The 18,570-nt window shown below is 54.7% G+C and carries 18 protein-coding genes; 11 read left to right on the top strand and 7 right to left on the bottom strand.

Annotated features, from left to right (window positions below; genetic code table 11):
- Together DEO48_RS14290 and erpA are read left to right on the top strand one after the other, a co-directional pair.
- A partial coding sequence (locus DEO48_RS14290; RefSeq protein WP_181367014.1) for a chloride channel protein occupies positions 1-574 on the top strand: 574 nt, incomplete at its 5' end.
- Positions 575-653: 79 nt separating this feature from the next.
- A complete protein-coding gene (gene erpA / locus DEO48_RS14285) occupies positions 654-1,001 on the top strand; it encodes an iron-sulfur cluster insertion protein ErpA (RefSeq protein WP_023310446.1) in 348 nt (115 codons plus the stop codon).
- Between the two features lie 93 nt (positions 1,002-1,094).
- On the opposite strand, the gene DEO48_RS14280 is transcribed toward erpA, so the two are convergent.
- Genes DEO48_RS14280 through mtnN form a run of 3 tightly spaced genes read right to left on the bottom strand, consistent with a single transcriptional unit; the run spans position 1,095 to position 3,237 of the window.
- Positions 1,095-1,718, bottom strand: a complete 624-nt coding sequence (locus DEO48_RS14280) for a TRIC cation channel family protein (RefSeq protein WP_047742782.1) — start codon at positions 1,716-1,718, stop codon at positions 1,095-1,097.
- A 27-nt stretch (positions 1,719-1,745) separates the two neighbouring features.
- Positions 1,746-2,546 carry a vitamin B12 ABC transporter substrate-binding protein BtuF gene (gene btuF, locus DEO48_RS14275; protein ID WP_045355180.1) on the bottom strand — a complete coding sequence of 267 codons (801 nt, stop codon included), beginning with the start codon at positions 2,544-2,546 and terminating at the stop codon, positions 1,746-1,748.
- Positions 2,539-3,237, bottom strand: a complete 699-nt coding sequence (mtnN, locus tag DEO48_RS14270; protein WP_014882620.1) for a 5'-methylthioadenosine/S-adenosylhomocysteine nucleosidase — start codon at positions 3,235-3,237, stop codon at positions 2,539-2,541. Before mtnN ends, btuF begins: the two co-directional genes overlap by 8 nt.
- 82 nt (positions 3,238-3,319) lie before the next feature.
- On the opposite strand from mtnN, the gene dgt reads away from it, so the two are divergent.
- The 3 genes from dgt (at position 3,320) to DEO48_RS14250 (ending at position 7,706) form a co-directional block, all read left to right on the top strand.
- Entirely contained in the window at positions 3,320-4,834 is a 1,515-nt protein-coding gene (dgt, locus tag DEO48_RS14265) for a dGTPase (RefSeq protein WP_109845541.1), read from the top strand.
- A gap of 131 nt (positions 4,835-4,965) precedes the next feature.
- Entirely contained in the window at positions 4,966-6,402 is a 1,437-nt protein-coding gene (gene degP, locus DEO48_RS14255; protein ID WP_023310451.1) for a serine endoprotease DegP, read from the top strand.
- A 146-nt stretch (positions 6,403-6,548) separates the two neighbouring features.
- A complete protein-coding gene (locus DEO48_RS14250; RefSeq protein ID WP_109845540.1) occupies positions 6,549-7,706 on the top strand; it encodes a CdaR family transcriptional regulator in 1,158 nt (385 codons plus the stop codon).
- 104 nt (positions 7,707-7,810) lie between these two features.
- On the opposite strand, the gene DEO48_RS14245 is transcribed toward DEO48_RS14250, so the two are convergent.
- The 4 genes from DEO48_RS14245 to map form a co-directional block, all read right to left on the bottom strand.
- The gene (locus DEO48_RS14245) at positions 7,811-8,200 is read right to left on the bottom strand and encodes a DUF3461 family protein (RefSeq protein ID WP_008501916.1); all 390 of its coding nucleotides are present in this window, start codon (positions 8,198-8,200) and stop codon (positions 7,811-7,813) included.
- Positions 8,201-8,311: 111 nt separating this feature from the next.
- Positions 8,312-9,136 carry a 2,3,4,5-tetrahydropyridine-2,6-dicarboxylate N-succinyltransferase gene (gene dapD, locus DEO48_RS14240; RefSeq protein WP_109845539.1) on the bottom strand — a complete coding sequence of 275 codons (825 nt, stop codon included), beginning with the start codon at positions 9,134-9,136 and terminating at the stop codon, positions 8,312-8,314.
- Positions 9,137-9,168: 32 nt separating this feature from the next.
- Complete coding sequence (glnD, locus tag DEO48_RS14235) at positions 9,169-11,844, bottom strand: bifunctional uridylyltransferase/uridylyl-removing protein GlnD (protein WP_109845538.1); 2,676 nt, start codon at positions 11,842-11,844, stop codon at positions 9,169-9,171.
- A 63-nt stretch (positions 11,845-11,907) separates the two neighbouring features.
- Complete coding sequence (gene map / locus DEO48_RS14230; protein ID WP_029741203.1) at positions 11,908-12,702, bottom strand: type I methionyl aminopeptidase; 795 nt, start codon at positions 12,700-12,702, stop codon at positions 11,908-11,910.
- A 321-nt stretch (positions 12,703-13,023) separates the two neighbouring features.
- On the opposite strand from map, the gene rpsB reads away from it, so the two are divergent.
- The 6 genes from rpsB (at position 13,024) to ispU (ending at position 18,559) form a co-directional block, all read left to right on the top strand.
- Entirely contained in the window at positions 13,024-13,749 is a 726-nt protein-coding gene (rpsB, locus tag DEO48_RS14225; protein WP_003856207.1) for a 30S ribosomal protein S2, read from the top strand.
- A 117-nt stretch (positions 13,750-13,866) separates the two neighbouring features.
- Positions 13,867-14,718, top strand: a complete 852-nt coding sequence (gene tsf, locus DEO48_RS14220) for a translation elongation factor Ts (RefSeq protein WP_014882627.1) — start codon at positions 13,867-13,869, stop codon at positions 14,716-14,718.
- A 150-nt stretch (positions 14,719-14,868) separates the two neighbouring features.
- Positions 14,869-15,594, top strand: coding sequence for a UMP kinase (pyrH, locus tag DEO48_RS14215; RefSeq protein WP_008501910.1), 726 nt, complete (start codon positions 14,869-14,871; stop codon positions 15,592-15,594).
- Positions 15,595-15,761: 167 nt separating this feature from the next.
- The gene (gene frr, locus DEO48_RS14210) at positions 15,762-16,319 is read left to right on the top strand and encodes a ribosome recycling factor (protein ID WP_003856180.1); all 558 of its coding nucleotides are present in this window, start codon (positions 15,762-15,764) and stop codon (positions 16,317-16,319) included.
- A 95-nt stretch (positions 16,320-16,414) separates the two neighbouring features.
- The gene (gene ispC, locus DEO48_RS14205; protein ID WP_109845537.1) at positions 16,415-17,614 is read left to right on the top strand and encodes a 1-deoxy-D-xylulose-5-phosphate reductoisomerase; all 1,200 of its coding nucleotides are present in this window, start codon (positions 16,415-16,417) and stop codon (positions 17,612-17,614) included.
- Between the two features lie 186 nt (positions 17,615-17,800).
- Positions 17,801-18,559 carry a (2E,6E)-farnesyl-diphosphate-specific ditrans,polycis-undecaprenyl-diphosphate synthase gene (gene ispU / locus DEO48_RS14200; RefSeq protein WP_024907522.1) on the top strand — a complete coding sequence of 253 codons (759 nt, stop codon included), beginning with the start codon at positions 17,801-17,803 and terminating at the stop codon, positions 18,557-18,559.
- The last annotated feature ends 11 nt before the right edge of the window (positions 18,560-18,570 follow it).

Here is an 18,570-nt window from a genome sequence, read left to right as displayed (position 1 = left end):
CCAGGATATGTTCCAGCGCATTCACGGCGGGAACACCACGAAATGGGTGCTGATGGGCGGTCTGCTGGGCGGCATGTGCGGCGTACTCGGGTTTATCGAGCCGAATGCCGCAGGCGGCGGGTTCGGGCTGATTCCCATTGCGGCGGCAGGGAATTTCAGCGTGGGTCTGCTGCTGTTTATGTTTATCTCCCGGGTTATCACGACGGTACTGTGCTTCTCTTCCGGCGCGCCCGGGGGGATTTTTGCCCCGATGCTGGCGCTGGGCACGCTGCTGGGGACTGCGTTTGGGATGGCGGCTGAAGTGGGCTTTCCCGCCTATCACCTTGAAGCCGGGACGTTTGCGGTGGCCGGAATGGGCGCGCTGCTGGCCGCGTCCCTGCGTGCGCCGTTGACTGGCATCGTGCTGGTGCTGGAGATGACGGACAATTACCAGCTCATTTTGCCAATGATCATTACCTGTCTCGGCGCGACACTATTAGCCCAGTTCCTGGGTGGAAAACCGCTATACTCCACCATCCTTGCGCGTACCCTGGCAAAACAAGAGGCGGAGCGGGCCGCCACGCAGAATACTTGAATGAATTACCAGGGTATTAGATAATGAGACAAAGAATTGGGTGAATTTTACCCAATAGCAGTATTCATGGGAGCATAAGATGAGTGATGACGTAGTAGCTGTACCGCTCGAATTTACCGAAGCAGCAGCCAACAAAGTGAAAGTCCTGATTGCCGACGAAGACAATCCGGACCTGAAACTGCGTGTCTATATTACCGGTGGCGGCTGCAGCGGCTTCCAGTATGGTTTTACCTTTGACGATCAGGTTAACGATGGTGATATGACTATCGAGAAACAGGGCGTCGCGCTGGTGGTTGACCCGATGAGCCTGCAATATCTGGTGGGTGGTTCGGTGGATTACACCGAGGGTCTGGAAGGTTCGCGCTTTGTGGTCACTAACCCGAATGCGACAAGCACCTGCGGGTGTGGATCTTCGTTCAGCATCTAAGAGAGTGCGGGCTGATGCCGTTACTCCGTCCCTTTCTCACAGGGATAGGGCGTAAATACTCAAAACGGTAACCTTGCGGTTACCGTTTTGCTTTTACCTGCCATTATCATCCAGCGCAAACGTCGGCAGCTTCAGGTGCCAGCGTATCGCCGCTAAGCGTATCACCAGCGTCACGACCATCCCCAGCATCGCGGCATTTTCCAGCGGTAAGGCAAAGGTGTAGTACGCGGTAGCGTGAACAATCCCGCCCACGATGCAGGCCGTTGCGTAAATTTCAGTACGCAGGATCATCGGCACTTCACGCGCCAGAATGTCGCGAATGATCCCTCCGCCCACGCCGGTTAATACGCCCATGCAGATTGCCACCATCGGACCGGTACCGGCATTAAACGCCTTATTGACGCCAATACCGACAAACACGGCCAGACCCACGGCATCCAGTACCGGCAATATCCACTTGGGTAAGCGGCGGGGCTGGCGAATCAGCACAATGGTTAACAGGCAGGTGACCATCGCGACCACCAGATCGGTAGGATCTTTCACCCAAAACACCGGGCCATTTGCCAGCGCCATATCGCGGATAGTCCCGCCGCCGACAGCGGTCACGACGCCCAGCACCAGCACGCCAAACGGATCCATGCGTAGTTTTCCGGCGAGCAGAACGCCGGAGATAGCAAAAACGGCTGTGCCAAGAATATCCAGCCAATAAACGAGCATCGTTAAATCCTCGAAAAGGGTCTTATGTTAGTGACTCTCTGCCAGCGCGGCACAGAGCTGTTTTGCGGCGAGGATAATACGCGGGCTGGCGCGTTCAAACCAGTCGCTGTTGAGCGGGATTACCGGAATTTTTAGCTGCCTTTGCCAGAATTGTTCAATTTTAGGAATCTCGCTCGCATTTCCGACCACGACGATGGCCTGCGGCTGGCGCGCCAGGACCTGCTCGCGGCTCACCTGCGGCCAGGGTACCCGGCTGGCAGCAAAGATGTTTTCACCGCCGCAGACTTCCAGCACCTGGTTCTGAATCGACCCTTTTCCGGTGGTAAACAGCGGCTGGCTGCCAAACTGCAGGAAGATGCGCTTTTTAACAGGGGTATCGTATCGGGATTTCAGCGCGGCATAATCGCTCAGCATCTGTTTCGCCGCAGCCTCGGCTTTTTTGGGCGTAGGGCTATAGGGGGCCAGGGCGCGTAGCGCCTGAGCGACCTGCTCAATGCTGACGGCATCAATCCACATGACCTTTATGCCAAGCGAGGTGAGCTGGTTGACCTGCCGCTCGGCGTTGCCGCCGCGCCAGGCCAGCACGAGATCCGGTTTAAGCGCCACGATGCGCTCAAGGTTCATCCCCTGCCAGGTTGCCACCTGTTCAATACCCGCGGCCTGCGGTGGGTAATCCGAAAAGCTACTCACGCCAACGGGCGTGATCCCGGCGGCAAACGCCAGTTCCGTATTTGCGGGAGAGAGAGTAATCACGCGCGGTAACGCATAGAGCCACAGCGGTGCGAGAAGAAGCAGGGCGGCCAGCGCCCTGACGGTATGTTTAGCCACGTGCCAGATTCTGCACCAGGCGCTCCACCATCACGGTGGACTGTTTTGCCGCAACGGTCAGGAACTCGTCGAAGCTGATGTGGGACTGCTGGTCTGCCACGTCAGAGATGGCGCGAACCACCACGAAGGGTACGCTGAAGTTATGGCAGACATGAGCGATCGCGGTCGCTTCCATCTCAACGGCAACCGCCTGAGGGAAGTTATGACGGATTTTCGCCAGCCCAACTGAGCCGTTGATGAAGGCATCACCGCTGACAATCAGACCGCGTACCGCGTTGAGGTTGAGTTCTGCGATGCAGGTCTCTGCCGCCGCAATCAGCTTGTCGTCAGCTTTAAAACCAGCAGGGCAGCCCGGGAGCTGTCCGTACTCGTAACCGAACGCGGTGACGTCGGCATCGTGGTAACGCGCTTCGTCGGAGACAACGATATCGCCCACTTTCAGCGTCGGCGCCAGGCCGCCCGCAGAGCCGGTATTCACGATCACGTCCGGCTTGCAGCGCTCAAGCAGCAGGGTTGCACCCAGCGCAGCAGCCACTTTACCGATGCCTGATTTCAGCAGAGCCACGTCAACACCGTTCAGCTGGCCGGTGTAGATCTCACAACCTCCCAGAGAGAGGGTCTGACGGTTCTCAATTTTGTCACGCAGCAGCGTAACTTCTTCTTCCATTGCACCAATAATGCCGATTTTCATAGATTTACTCGCGATGTGCCTTGTTAAGATGCATAGTCTATCATGCGGTTAAGGGGAAACGCATTCTCACGCGGGGGAGCACATGTCACCAATCGATTTTCGTACCAAAATTAACTGGCACCGACGTTTCCGTTCGCCGCAGGGCGACAAGAGCGAACATGAGATCCTGCGTATCTTCGAGAGCGATCGCGGGCGGATCGTTAACTCGCCTGCCATCCGCCGTCTGCAGCAAAAAACTCAGGTGTTCCCGCTGGAGCGTAACGCCGCGGTGCGCACGCGCTTAACCCACTCGATGGAAGTGCAGCAGGTCGGGCGCTACATTGCCAAAGAGATTTTGAGCCGTCTCAAAGAGCAGCGTTTACTGGAAGCCTATGGTCTGGACGAGCTGACGGGGCCCTTCGAGAGCATCGTTGAGATGGCCTGCCTGATGCATGACATCGGCAATCCGCCTTTCGGCCACTTTGGTGAGGCGGCGATCAATGACTGGTTTAAGCAGCGGCTTTATCCTTCGGATGCGGTAAGCCAGCCCCTCAGCGATGACCGCTGCACCGTACGCGATTTACGCCTGCGTGAAGGTGAAGAGCGGCTGAACGATCTGCGTCGCAAAGTGCGCCAGGATTTGTGTCACTTCGAGGGCAACGCGCAGGGGATCCGGCTGGTCCATTCCCTGATGCGCATGAACCTGACCTGGGCACAGGTCGGCTGCATTCTGAAATATACGCGCCCCGCGTGGTGGATGGGGGATACGCCCCCGTCCCACAGCTATTTAATGAAAAAACCGGGCTATTACCTTTCCGAAGAGGCCTATATTGAACGGTTACGTAAAGAACTTTCATTGACGCCAAACGGCCGCTTTCCATTGACCTGGATTATGGAAGCCGCGGATGATATTTCCTATTGCGTGGCCGATCTGGAAGATGCCGTGGAGAAAAGAATCTTCAGCGTCGAGGAGCTTTATCAGCATCTTTATGCGGCCTGGGGCACCCATGAAAAAGGCTCGCTGTTTGCGCAGGTGGTCGAAAATGCCTGGGAAAAATCGCGCTCAAATACTTTAAGCCGCAGTACGGAAGACCAGTTCTTTATGTATTTGCGGGTCAATACATTAAATAAACTGGTGCCGTATGCGGCATCGCGTTTTATTGATAATTTGCCGCTCATTTTCAGCGGGGAATTCAACCACGCGCTGCTGGAAGATGACAGCAGTTTCAGTCAACTCCTTGAGCTTTATAAACATGTGGCGATGCGGCATGTATTCAGCCATCCGGATGTCGAGCAGCTGGAGCTGCAGGGCTATCGGGTAATTAGTGGGTTACTGGAAATTTATTCCCCGTTGCTTCAGCTGTCGGTCGATGAATTCAGCGAACTGGTGGAACACGAGCGCGTGCGCAGAATACCCATCGAATCGCGGCTTTATCAAAAACTCTCTACCCGGCATCGTCTGGCGTATGTTGAAGCGATTGGCAAGCTGGAACGCAACTCTCCCGAATGGCCGGTGATGGAATATTATTATCGCTGCCGTCTTATCCAGGACTATATCAGCGGCATGACGGATTTGTATGCCTGGGATGAATACCGCAAGCTGATGGCGGTGGAATAATTCCGGAGTTTTGTAAAGACGGCCAATAAATTTTTACCTTTTCCATAAACTTATCGCCGGAACTAAGCGGTATAAAACGAATCTGAGTTACACAGCAATTTTGCGTTACCTGTAAATCGAGATTGAGAAACATGAAAAAAACCACATTAGCAATGAGTGCACTGGCTCTGAGTTTAGGTTTAGCGCTGTCTCCTCTGACTGCTACTGCAGCCGAGACCGCGTCGTCGGCAGCAACCGCGCAGCAGATGCCAAGCCTGGCACCGATGCTCGAAAAAGTGATGCCATCGGTGGTGAGTATTAACGTTGAGGGCAGCACGACCGTCAATACGCCGCGTATGCCGCGTAACTTCCAGCAGTTCTTCGGCGATAACTCGCCGTTCTGCCAGGATGGTTCGCCATTCCAGAGTTCACCGTTCTGTCAGGGCGGCGGTGCCGGGGATGACAGCCAGGGCGGCGGCCAGCAGCAGAAATTCATGGCGCTTGGCTCAGGGGTAATTATTGATGCGGCGAAAGGCTACGTCGTCACTAACAACCACGTTGTCGATAACGCGAACAGCATTAAGGTTCAGCTGAGCGATGGCCGTAAGTTCGACGCCAAAGTAGTGGGTAAAGATCCGCGTTCCGACATCGCGCTGATCCAGATTCAGGATCCGAAAAACCTGACGGCGATTAAAATTGCCGACTCCGATGCGCTGCGCGTGGGCGACTATACCGTGGCGATCGGTAACCCGTTCGGTCTGGGGGAAACCGTGACCTCGGGTATCGTCTCTGCGCTGGGCCGTAGCGGCCTCAACGCTGAGAACTATGAAAACTTCATCCAGACGGATGCGGCGATCAACCGCGGCAACTCCGGCGGTGCGCTGGTGAACCTGAACGGTGAGCTGATCGGTATCAACACCGCTATCCTGGCACCGGACGGTGGCAACATTGGTATCGGTTTTGCTATCCCAAGTAACATGGTGAAAAACCTGACCTCGCAGATGGTGCAGTATGGCCAGGTGAAACGCGGCGAGCTGGGTATCCTCGGTACGGAGCTTAACTCCGAACTGGCTAAGGCGATGAAAGTTGACGCTCAGCGCGGGGCATTCGTCAGCCAGGTGATGCCGAATTCCTCCGCGGCGAAAGCGGGCATTAAAGCGGGGGATGTGATCACCTCCCTGAACGGTAAGCCGATCAGCAGCTTTGCCGCCCTGCGTGCCGAAGTAGGCTCAATGCCGATTGGCAGTAAAGTGACCCTCGGCCTGCTGCGAGACGGTAAGCCGGTTAACGTGAGCCTGGAGCTGCAGCAGAGCAGCCAGAATCAGGTGGATTCCAGCACCATCTTCAGCGGGATTGAAGGTGCCGAGATGAGCAACAAAGGCGCAGACAAAGGCGTGGTGGTGAACAACGTGAAAGCGAATTCACCGGCAGCCCGTATCGGCCTGAAAAAAGGCGATGTGATCATGGGCGCTAACCAGCAGCCGGTGAAAAACATCGCTGAACTGCGCAAAATTCTCGAGAGCAAGCCTTCCGTACTGGCGCTGAATATTCAGCGTGGTGATACCTCTCTTTATCTGCTGATGCAGTAATTCTCTTAAGCCCCTGTTCGCAGGGGCTTTCTCGTTTCTGTGATTCTTGCCACAACTCCATACTTCTCCCTCTCTCTTTGTGCATTCGCACAATGCAGCCGTCGCTGAACTTCTCTATGCTTGAGCTCTGCTCACAGGAGGGTTACATGGCTGGCTGGCATCTTGATACCAAAATGGCGCAGGATATCGTGGCGCGCACCATGCGCATCATTGATACCAATATCAACGTGATGGATGCCCGCGGGCGCATTATTGGCAGCGGCGATCGCGAGCGTATTGGGGAATTGCACGAAGGCGCGCTGCTGGTGCTTTCTCAGGGGCGGGTCGTGGATATCGACGATGCGGTAGCGAAACACCTGCACGGCGTACGCCAGGGCATTAATTTACCGCTGCGCCTTGAAGGCGAAATTGTGGGGGTAATCGGCCTCACCGGCGAGCCCGAGTCACTGCGAAAATACGGTGAGCTGGTCTGTATGACGGCTGAGATGATGCTGGAGCAGTCGCGCCTGATGCACCTGCTTGCCCAGGACAGCCGCCTGCGTGAAGAGCTGGTGATGAACCTTATTCAGGCGGAAGAGCATACGCCTGCGCTCAGCGAATGGGCGCAGCGTCTGGGGATCGATCTCAACCAGCCGCGCGTGGTAGCGGTCATTGAGGTCGATAGCGGCCAGCTTGGCGTGGACAGCGCGATGGCCGAGCTGCAGCAGCTGCAAAATGCGCTGGCGACGCCGGAGCGCGATAACCTGGTGGCGATCGTTTCTCTGACGGAAATGGTGGTCCTCAAACCGGCGCTCAATGCGTTTGGCCGCTGGGATGCCGACGATCATCGTCGTCGCGTGGAGCAGCTGATCTCCCGGATGGAGGAGAATGGTCAGCTGCGTTTTCGCGTTGCGCTGGGCAACTACTTTACCGGGCCGGGCAGTATCGCCCGCTCCTGGCGGACCGCACGCACCACCATGATGGTGGGTAAACAGCGTATGCCGGAAAGCCGCAGTTACTTCTATCAGGATTTGATGTTGCCGGTGCTGCTCGACAGCCTGCGCGGCGGCTGGCAGGCCAATGAGCTGGCGCGGCCATTAGTGCGCCTGAAAGCCATGGACAACAACGGCCTGCTGCGCCGCACATTGCAGGCCTGGTTCCGTCACAACGTGCAGCCGCTGGCGACCTCAAAGGCGCTGTTTATTCACCGCAATACCCTGGAGTATCGGTTAAACCGGATTTCGGAGCTGACGGGGCTGGATCTGGGGAATTTTGACGACAGGCTGCTGCTGTATGTGGCGCTGCAGCTGGATGAGCAGCGATGATGTTGTTTGCCGGGTGGCGGCTTCGCCTTACCCGGCCTACATGATGGTTTTCTCCCTCTCCCTGTGGGAGAGGGCCGGGGTGAGGGCATCAGGCCGCACCCAACTTATTTGTTGCGAGTTAATTTCTCAAGATCTGCTTCAATCTCGCTGATCTTATTCGTCACAACGCTTTCAAGGTGACGCAGATCGTCAAGGATCTTACGCTTAAGATCGACTTCGGTGCGGTCGCGCTGGCAGATCTGATCGAGTTCATCGATCACATAGCGTAGGTTAGGGCTGATTTCCTGTACTTCTTTGTAGCCCTGTCCTACACCGTCAGCCACAACGGTCTTACGCTGGCGTGGATATTTAAACTTCACGCTTTTGGCGAAAAACTCTCCTTTGTCCTTGTGAAAATAGATTTTCAGAATATCGTTATTGGCTTCCTGACGGAGGCTGTAACGATCAATTTCATCAGGATTGGTAATGCCCAGACTTTTCAGATTATCGTACATAGCGGGACCCTTGATCTCAACATAACCTTTGAATAATTAACGAAAAAATCTATTTTCGCCACCCTCAGATATAAAAAAAGCGGGGTTGCCCCCGCTTTTTGTTATACCCGATTAATCGATGGTGCGCAGCAATTCGTTGATGCCCACTTTACCGCGCGTTTTCGCATCCACTTTCTTCACGATAACCGCACAGTACAGGCTGTATTTGCCATCTTTAGACGGCAGGTTGCCGGAAACCACCACGGAGCCCGCCGGAACGCGGCCGTAGTGAACTTCGCCGGTTTCACGGTCATAAATACGGGTGCTCTGACCGATGTAAACGCCCATAGAGATCACGGAGCCTTCCTCAACGATCACGCCTTCAACCACTTCAGAGCGCGCGCCGATGAAGCAGTTGTCTTCGATAATGGTCGGGTTAGCCTGCAGTGGCTCCAGAACACCACCGATGCCCACGCCGCCGGACAGGTGAACGTTTTTACCGATCTGCGCGCAGGAACCTACGGTCGCCCAGGTGTCAACCATGGTGCCTTCGTCAACGTAGGCACCGATGTTCACGTAGGATGGCATCAGCACGGTGTTGCGCGCGATGAATGCACCCTGACGAACCGCCGCAGGCGGTACCACACGGAAGCCTTCTTTCTGAAAACGCGCTTCGTCGTAGTCAGCGAATTTCATTGGCACTTTATCGAAGTAGCGGCTATCAGCTCCGTCGATAACCTGGTTATCGTTGATGCGGAAAGAGAGCAGCACGGCTTTCTTCAGCCATTGATGAGTGACCCACTGACCGTCGATTTTTTCTGCCACGCGCAGCGCGCCGGAATCCAGAAGGGAAATCACCTGTTTTACCGCTTCACGGGTCACGGTATCCACATTTGCCGGGGTAATCTCGGCGCGACGCTCAAAAGCGGACTCAATAACGTTCTGTAACTGCTGCATTGTTCACTCTTTCCATTTCACTAAAAAACATATCACCCTTTATCGTTTGGATTGAGGGCTGCTGTCAACCGTTGTTGCACTTCAAGCTGCAGGTCATTATTAAGGGCACGCCGGTCCGCTGTCGCGATTATAAATAAATCTTCTACTCGCTCGCCAATGGTTGTAATTCGGGCCCCATGAAGCGAAATTCCCAGATCGGCAAAAACCTGGCCGACGCGGGCAAGCAGCCCTGGCTGGTCGAGCGCGATCAGCTCCAGGAACGATTTTCGGTCGGTGTGGGTCGGCAGGAAATTGACCTCGGTATCGACGGTAAAGTGGCGCAATTTCGCAGGCTGGCGACGCGGCTGCGGAGGCTGCCAGCTGCGCTGGGTAATCGCCTGCTCCAGACCAAAACGTATCCCTTCATGCCTGTCCGCCGAGAGCGGGCTGCCGTCCGGCTCAAGCACGATAAAGGTGTCCATCGCCATACCGTCGCGGGTGGTGAAAATCTGCGCGTCGTGAACGCTCAGATTACGCCTGTCCAGCTCGGCGCAGACCGCAGCAAACAAATAAGGCCGGTCCGGGCTCCAGATGAAAATCTCCGTTCCGCCGCGCGTGGCCTGCGGGCTTAGCAGGATCATCGGCTGGGACAGATCGTGCTTGAGCAGGTGCCGCGCATGCCACGCCAGCTGGTTTGGGCTATGGCGGACAAAATAGTTGGCGCGGCAACGGGCCCAAATCTGATGTAGCGCCTCTTCATCAATATTATCCATCCGCAGCAGTGCCAGCGCCTGAAGCTGGTGGTGACGTACGCGCTCGCGCATGTCCGGCGTGTTCTGCATCCCGCGACGCAGCTGTTTTTCTGTGGCGAAATACAGCTCGCGCAGCAGGCTCTGCTTCCAGCTGTTCCACAGGGTTTCGTTGGTGGCGCAAATATCCGCCACCGTCAGGCAGACCAGATAGCGCAGACGGTTTTCAGTCTGAACCTCTTCCGCGAACTGCTTAATGACCTCCGGGTCCTGAATATCCCGACGCTGCGCGGTGACCGACATCAGCAGGTGATGGCGCACCAGCCAGGCCACCAGCTGCGTTTCACGTGAGTTCAGGCCGTGCAGTTCGGCAAATTTCAGTACGTCCTGCGCGCCCAGCACCGAATGGTCACCGCCGCGACCTTTGGCGATATCGTGGAACAGGGCGGCAATCAGGATCAGTTCCGGATGGGTCAGGCGCGGCCACAGCTCCACGCACAGCGGGTGGCGGGAGCGCGTCTCTTCTTTCGCAAAGCTCTCCAGCTTGAGCATCACGCGGATGGTGTGTTCATCCACCGTGTAGGCGTGGAACAGATCGAACTGCATCTGCCCGACGATGTGCGACCACTGCGGCATATAGGCCCACAGCACGCTGTGACGGTGCATCGGCAGCAGGCCGCGGCTTACGGCACCCGGGTGGCGGAGCATGCTCAGGAACAGCGAACGGGCTTCCGGGATATAGCACAGCGGCTGCGTCAGATGACGGCGCGCATGGCGCAGATGGCGCAGGGTGGTGGAATAGATCCCGGTGATGGTGCTGTTGCGCACCATGGTATAGAACATCCGCAGGATCGCTTCCGGCTCGCGAATAAACAGCGTTTCGTCGCGCAGATCGATAAGCGTGCCGCGCAGCTGGAATTCGTCATCAATCGGGCGCGGTTTTTCGTCCGCCGTCAGAGCCAGAATGGCCTCGTCGAACAGCTGCAACAGCATCTGGTTCAGCTCGGTCACCCGGCGGGTGACGCGGAAGAAATCCTTCATCATGTGCTCAACCGGCTCGTTGCCTTCGCCCTGATAATTCAGACGCTGAGCCACGCTGAGCTGGCGGTCAAACAGCAGGCGGTTATCGTAGCGGGTGACTTCCAGATGCAGAGCAAACCGGATACGCCAGAGCAGGTGCAGGCACTCGTTCAGCTCGTTACGCTCGGCCTCGGTTAAAAAGCCGAAGCCGACCATCTCGTCCATCGAGGTGGCGCCAAAATGGCGGCGGGCGACCCACTGTAAAGTGTGGATGTCGCGCAGGCCGCCGGGGCTGCTTTTTATATCGGGTTCAAGATTATAGCTGGTGCCGTGGTAGCGCTGGTGGCGCTGATTTTGCTCCTCGACCTTCGCGGCGAAGAACTTTTCTGACGGCCAGAAGCCGTCGCTGAAGATGTGTTTTTGCAGCTCCAGGAACAGAGCGACGTCACCGATCAGCAGGCGGGTTTCAATCAGGTTGGTGGCGACGGTCAGGTCCGATAACCCTTCCAGCAGACACTCTTCCAGGGTGCGCACGCTGTGGCCGACTTCCAGCTTTACGTCCCAGAGCAGCGTCAGCAGTTCGCCAATTTTTTGCGCCTGTTCGTCCGGCAGCTTTTTGCGGCTTAGGATCAGGAGATCGATATCGGAAAGCGGATGCAGCTCACCGCGGCCATAGCCCCCGACGGCAACCAGAGCAACATCACTGATTTGCCCAAACCCGTAATCGATCCACAGGCGCTGCAGCAGCTGGTCTATAAATTCGGTGCGCGCTTCAATGAGCTGCTCGGCCGACACGCCTGCGTCGAACGCGCTGCCCAGCCAGCGATGGAAAACATCCATATGGGCTTTAATATGCGCGCAGGTCAGCTCGTGCGACGGCCAGACGCCCGGGTTATCGGGCTGGTCGGGGAGGGTGGGAAGTGCTGTGTTAGCATACTGTTCGGGTAAAAGATTACTCATCGTGCGCCACCCATAAGAAAAAGCTATAACCATTAAAAAAGCCGGCATTTGCCGGCTTTTTTATCATTCATCGTGCGTCAGTATCGCCGGGATGGTGTCATCCTTGCGCAACGTCATAATTTCGCAGCCGTTGTCTGTTACCACAATAGTATGCTCGTACTGTGCAGACAAGCTTCTGTCTTTGGTTTTCACCGTCCAGCCGTCTTTCATGGTACGGATGCGATAGTCACCCGCGTTGACCATCGGCTCAATGGTAAAGGTCATGCCTTTTTGCAGCACCACGCCGCCGTCATCTGCGTCATAGTGCAGGACCTGCGGTTCTTCATGGAAGACGCGACCAATGCCGTGACCGCAGTACTCGCGCACCACGGAGAAACCTTCTGCTTCCACAAACTTCTGGATTGCCGCACCGATGGTACGCAGGCGAATACCCGGTTTAACCATTTTCAGCGCCAGGTAGAGGCTGTCCTGGGTAACCTTGCAAAGACGCTCGCCAAGAATAGTCGGCTTGCCAACGATGAACATTTTTGAGGTGTCACCGTGGTATTCGTCTTTAATGACGGTCACGTCGATGTTAACGATGTCGCCGTCTTTCAGCAGTTTTTCATCGTCCGGAATACCGTGACACACCACTTCATTAATAGAGATGCAGACGGATTTCGGAAAACCGTGGTAGCCGAGGCAGGCGGAAACCGCGTGCTGCTCGTTTACGATATAGTCGTTACAGATACGGTCCAGCTCACCGGTGCTGACGCCCGGCTTCACAAACGGCTCGATCATTTCCAGCACTTCCGCGGCCAGACGACCGGCGACGCGCATCTTTTCAATTTCTTCAGGTGTCTTAATAGAGATAGCCATGTAATCTGTCCATCGGTGTCGATTTTTTCGACAATACTAGTCTAAGTGTCGTCAATGGTATCAGTCAGGCACGCTCCGTGCCAAATTGAGAATCATTAACAGCACACTCCGCCAACAACAGTTGGTTTCTGATCGTGTTTTGTGGTATAAAGCGCGCCGGACTTCCGATCCATCTCAGATACACAGGCTGGACGGAAGCGACAAATCTCACTTTGTGTAACAACACACACGTATCGGCACATATTCCGGGGTGCCCTTCGGGGTCGGTAATATGGGATACGTGGAGGCATAACCCCAACTTTCAATATAGAGGTTTTAAACATGGCAACTGTTTCCATGCGCGACATGCTCAAGGCTGGTGTTCACTTTGGTCACCAGACCCGTTACTGGAACCCGAAAATGAAGCCTTTCATCTTCGGCGCGCGTAACAAAGTTCACATCATCAACCTTGAGAAAACTGTACCAATGTTCAACGAAGCCCTGGCTGAACTGAACAAGATCTCTTCCCGTAAAGGTAAGATTCTGTTCGTTGGTACTAAGCGCGCTGCAAGCGAAGCTGTGAAAGATGCTGCTAACAGCTGCGACCAGTTCTTCGTGAACCATCGCTGGTTGGGCGGCATGCTGACCAACTGGAAAACTGTTCGTCAGTCCATCAAACGCCTGAAAGATCTGGAAACCCAGTCTCAGGACGGTACTTTCGACAAGCTGACTAAGAAAGAAGCGCTGATGCGCACTCGTGAACTGGACAAGCTGGAAAACAGCCTGGGCGGTATCAAAGATATGGGCGGCCTGCCAGACGCGCTGTTCGTAATCGATGCAGACCACGAGCACATCGCAATCAAAGAAGCTAACAACCTGGGTATCCCGGTATTCGCTATCGTTGATACCAACTCCGATCCGGACGGTGTTGACTTCGTTATCCCGGGTAACGACGACGCAATCCGTGCTGTTAGCCTGTACCTGAGCGCTGTAGCTGCTACCGTTCGTGAAGGCCGTTCCCAGGATCTGGCTTCTCAGGCGGAAGAAAGCTTCGTAGAAGCTGAATAATAAGGTTTTACCCCTTATTAGTACCGTGTATGAATAGGGGCCCATTACCGGCCCCTTTTTTCAATTTACACTGTTTGGCCCCCGGCCGGGCAGTTCACATCTCCCGAGGATTTAAGAATGGCTGAAATTACCGCATCCCTGGTAAAAGAGCTGCGCGAGCGTACTGGCGCAGGCATGATGGATTGCAAAAAAGCGCTGACTGAAGCGAACGGCGACATCGAGCTGGCAATCGAAAACATGCGTAAATCCGGTGCGATCAAAGCAGCTAAAAAAGCAGGCAACGTTGCTGCTGACGGCGTGATCATCACTAAGATCGACGGCAACTACGGCATCATTCTGGAAGTTAACTGCCAGACTGACTTCGTTGCTAAAGATGGCGGTTTCCAGGCATTTGCTAACAAAGTTCTGGACGCAGCTGTTGCGGGCAAAATCACTGACGTTGAAGTTCTGAAAGCACAGTTCGAAGAAGAACGTGTTGCGCTGGTTGCTAAAATCGGTGAGAACATCAACATCCGTCGCGTATCTTCTCTGGAAGGCGACGTTCTGGGCTCTTACCAGCACGGTGCACGTATCGGTGTTCTGGTTGCGGCTAAAGGCGCTGACGAAGAGCTGGTTAAACAGCTGGCAATGCACATCGCTGCAAGCAAACCAGAATTCGTTAAGCCAGAAGACGTGTCTGCTGAAGTGGTAGAGAAAGAGTACCAGGTTCAGCTGGACATCGCGATGCAGTCTGGTAAGCCAAAAGAAATCGCAGAGAAAATGGTTGAAGGCCGCATGAAGAAATTCACCGGCGAAGTTTCTCTGACTGGCCAGCCATTCGTAATGGACCCAAGCAAGTCTGTTGCTCAGCTTCTGAAAGAGCACAACGCTGACGTAACTGGCTTCATCCGCTTCGAAGTGGGCGAAGGCATCGAGAAAGTTGAGACTGACTTCGCAGCAGAAGTTGCTGCAATGTCCAAGCAGTCTTAATGATTGAAAAGGAGCCGCCTGAGGGCGGCTTCTTTTTGTCACCCGTCACAGGAAATCAGACAGGCTCCAGTATCGCTGTGCTGATTTGCGGCATATCATGTCGCCAGAATTAACCCCCATCTTAATCGTTGACAGTCTCAGGAAAGAAACATGGCTACCAATGCAAAACCCGTGTACAAACGCATTCTGCTTAAGCTGAGTGGCGAAGCGCTGCAGGGATCGGAAGGCTTCGGTATTGACGCAAGCATCCTTGATCGCATGGCACAGGAAATCAAAGAACTGGTCGAACTGGGTATCCAGGTTGGCGTGGTCATTGGCGGTGGCAACCTTTTCCGTGGTGCTGGTCTGGCGAAAGCGGGGATGAACCGCGTAGTGGGCGACCACATGGGCATGCTGGCAACCGTCATGAATGGCCTGGCAATGCGTGATGCACTGCATCGCGCCTATGTGAATGCCCGCCTGATGTCCGCGATTCCGCTGAATGGCGTTTGCGATAATTACAGCTGGGCAGAAGCCATCAGCCTGTTGCGCAATAACCGCGTGGTGATCCTCTCCGCCGGTACGGGTAACCCGTTCTTTACAACCGATTCCGCCGCCTGCCTGCGCGGTATCGAGATCGAAGCCGATGTGGTACTGAAAGCGACCAAAGTAGACGGCGTGTTTACTGCCGACCCGGCAAAAGATCCTTCTGCCACCATGTACGATCAGCTGAGCTACAGCGAAGTGCTGGATAAAGAGCTGAAAGTGATGGATCTTGCCGCCTTCACGCTGGCTCGCGACCACAAACTGCCGATCCGTGTCTTCAACATGAACAAGCCTGGCGCACTGCGTCGCGTGGTCATGGGCGAAAAAGAAGGCACTTTGATCACGGAATAATTTCCGTTGACGATAAATACAGGTAAGATTCTGCTTTATTTTGTAGTGGTATCTTACCCGGGCGCGCCTTTGGCGTTGTCATGAATTAAACGCGACTATACTTAGCACACCTGTAGCGCTGTGCTGGCGGATAGTCTGCCTGAGACAAGTTTTCAAGGATTCGTAACGTGATTAACGACATCAGAAAAGATGCTGAAGTACGCATGGACAAATGCGTAGAAGCGTTCAAAAACCAAATCAGCAAAATCCGTACTGGCCGTGCTTCCCCAAGCCTGCTTGATGGCATCATCGTAGAATACTACGGTACGCCAACGCCTCTGCGCCAGCTGGCGAGCGTGACGGTTGAAGATACCCGTACGCTGAAAATCAACGTCTTCGACCGCTCTATGAGCCCGGCCGTTGAGAAAGCGATTATGGCCTCTGACCTCGGACTGAACCCAAGCTCTGCGGGCGCAGACATCCGTGTTCCACTGCCTCCGCTGACGGAAGAGCGTCGTAAAGATCTTATCAAAGTGGTTCGTGGCGAAGCTGAGCAGGGTCGTGTATCCGTGCGTAACGTCCGTCGCGACGCGAACGATAAAGTGAAAGCACTGCTGAAAGAAAAAGAGATCAGCGAAGATGACGATCGTCGTTCTCAGGACGACATTCAGAAAATGACCGACGCGGCCATCAAGAAAATTGATGCGGCGCTGGCAGAAAAAGAAGCGGAACTGATGCAGTTCTGATTTCTGTCGTACACTGATAAACGCCGTTCAGAGGGACTTCGGGTCTTGCTGGCGGCGTTTTGCTTTTATCTGGTCTAACTTTTTTCGGGCATCTCATGAAGCATTTAACACTCCTCGGCTCAACCGGCTCTATCGGTTGCAGCACTCTCGACGTCGTTCGCCATAATCCTGAACTTTACACCGTGACAGCGCTGGTGGCCGGTAAGAATGTGCAGCGAATGGCCGAGCAGTGCCTGGAGTTTGCGCCCCGCTATGCGGTGATGGATGACGAAGAGAGCGCGCGTCTGCTGAAAGCACAGCTGCGTGAAAAGGGCTGCCGAACCGAAGTGCTGAGCGGCCATCAGTCGGCCTGCGAGATGGCGGCGCTGGACGAGGTGGATCAGGTGATGGCGGCCATTGTCGGCGCGGCAGGGCTGCTGCCGACGCTTGCCGCGATTGATGCCGGTAAGGATGTTTTGCTGGCCAATAAAGAGTCGTTGGTCACCTGCGGACGCCTGTTTATGGATGCGGTGAAGCAGCGCGGCGCGCGTCTTTTGCCGGTCGACAGCGAGCACAACGCGATTTTTCAGAGTTTACCGCAACCTTTTCAACAGAACCTGGGGTACGCTGACCTGGAGCAGAATGGCGTGGTGTCTATTCTGCTTACCGGGTCTGGTGGCCCGTTCCGCGAAACGCCACTGTCTGAACTGCGTGCGATGACACCGGATCAGGCGTGCCGTCATCCGAACTGGTCGATGGGGCGTAAAATCTCCGTTGATTCTGCCACCATGATGAACAAAGGTCTGGAATACATTGAAGCGCGCTGGCTATTTAATGCGTCAGCGAAACAGATGGAAGTACTGATTCACCCGCAATCGGTGATTCACTCGATGGTGCGTTATCAGGATGGCAGCGTGCTGGCACAGCTGGGCGAGCCGGATATGCGTACGCCGATTGCCCATTCAATGGCGTGGCCAAAACGAGTGAAATCTGGCGTGAAGCCGCTTGATTTCTGCAAGCTAAGTTCCCTGACGTTTAGTGAACCAGACTACGACCGCTATCCTTGTCTGAAGCTTGCGATGAATACCTTTGACCAGGGGCAGGCGGCGACGACGGCACTTAATGCAGCCAATGAAATTACCGTTGAGGCATTTCTGAATCAGCAAATTCGTTTTACCGATATCGCGTCGTTAAATTTATCGGTACTGGAGATGATGGATTTGCGCGAACCACAAAGCGTGGAAGAGGTGCTGGCAGTGGATGCAGCTGCGCGTAATATTGCGCGTCAACAGGTGACACGTCTCGCAAGCTGGTGATAAAGCAAGCACTAGTCGTCGTGCTATTTGTTAGCGTTGGGCTTCAGTGATATAGTCTGCGCCACCTGATCGCAGGTATTTGACTTAATGTGGTCAGGTGAGCCGTGGTTTGACACGGCTTTTTTATGTATAGGCTTCAGTATTCCTGAGTACCGTTAAATCCTTTTCAGGGACAAAAAACGCGTTATGTTGTCTGCGAATCAACCAATAAGCGAAAATTTGCCAGCTCATGGCTGCCGTCATGTAGCAATCATTATGGATGGCAATGGCCGCTGGGCGAAAAGACAAGGGAAGATACGAGCCTTTGGGCATAAAGCGGGGGCGAAATCCGTTCGCCGCGCCGTTTCTTTTGCCGCCAACAACGGCATTGATGCGTTAACGCTCTATGCTTTTAGCAGTGAAAACTGGAATCGACCTCTGCAGGAAGTGACTGCGTTGATGGAATTGTTTGTGTGGGCGCTAGACAGCGAAGTAAAAAGCCTGCACCGCCACAACGTCCGCCTGCGTATCATTGGCGATACCAGTCGTTTCAACTCACGTTTGCAGGAACGGATTCGTAAAGCAGAAGCGCTGACGGAAAATAATACCGGTCTTACGCTGAATATTGCGGCGAATTACGGTGGACGCTGGGATATTATCCAGGGCGTTCGGCATCTGGCCGAACAGGTTCAGGAAGGGCTGTTGAGACCCGACCAAATTGATGAAGAGGCGCTGAGCAAGCAAATCTGCATGAATGAACAGGCACCTGTGGATTTGGTAATTAGGACAGGGGGAGAACATCGCATAAGTAACTTTTTGATATGGCAAATTGCCTATGCCGAACTTTACTTTACAGATGTTCTTTGGCCCGATTTTGATGAACAAGACTTTGAAGGTGCGCTGCATGCCTTTGCCAATCGAGAGCGTCGTTTCGGCGGCACCGAGCCAGGTGGCGACAAAGCCTGATGGGGGTAGCT

The organism is Enterobacter sp. CGMCC 5087 (genome assembly GCF_003144775.1).
Taxonomy (GTDB): domain Bacteria; phylum Pseudomonadota; class Gammaproteobacteria; order Enterobacterales; family Enterobacteriaceae; genus Enterobacter; species Enterobacter cloacae_M.
Note: the sequence above shows the minus strand (reverse complement) of the source record. Positions and strands in the feature narration are given on the sequence as shown.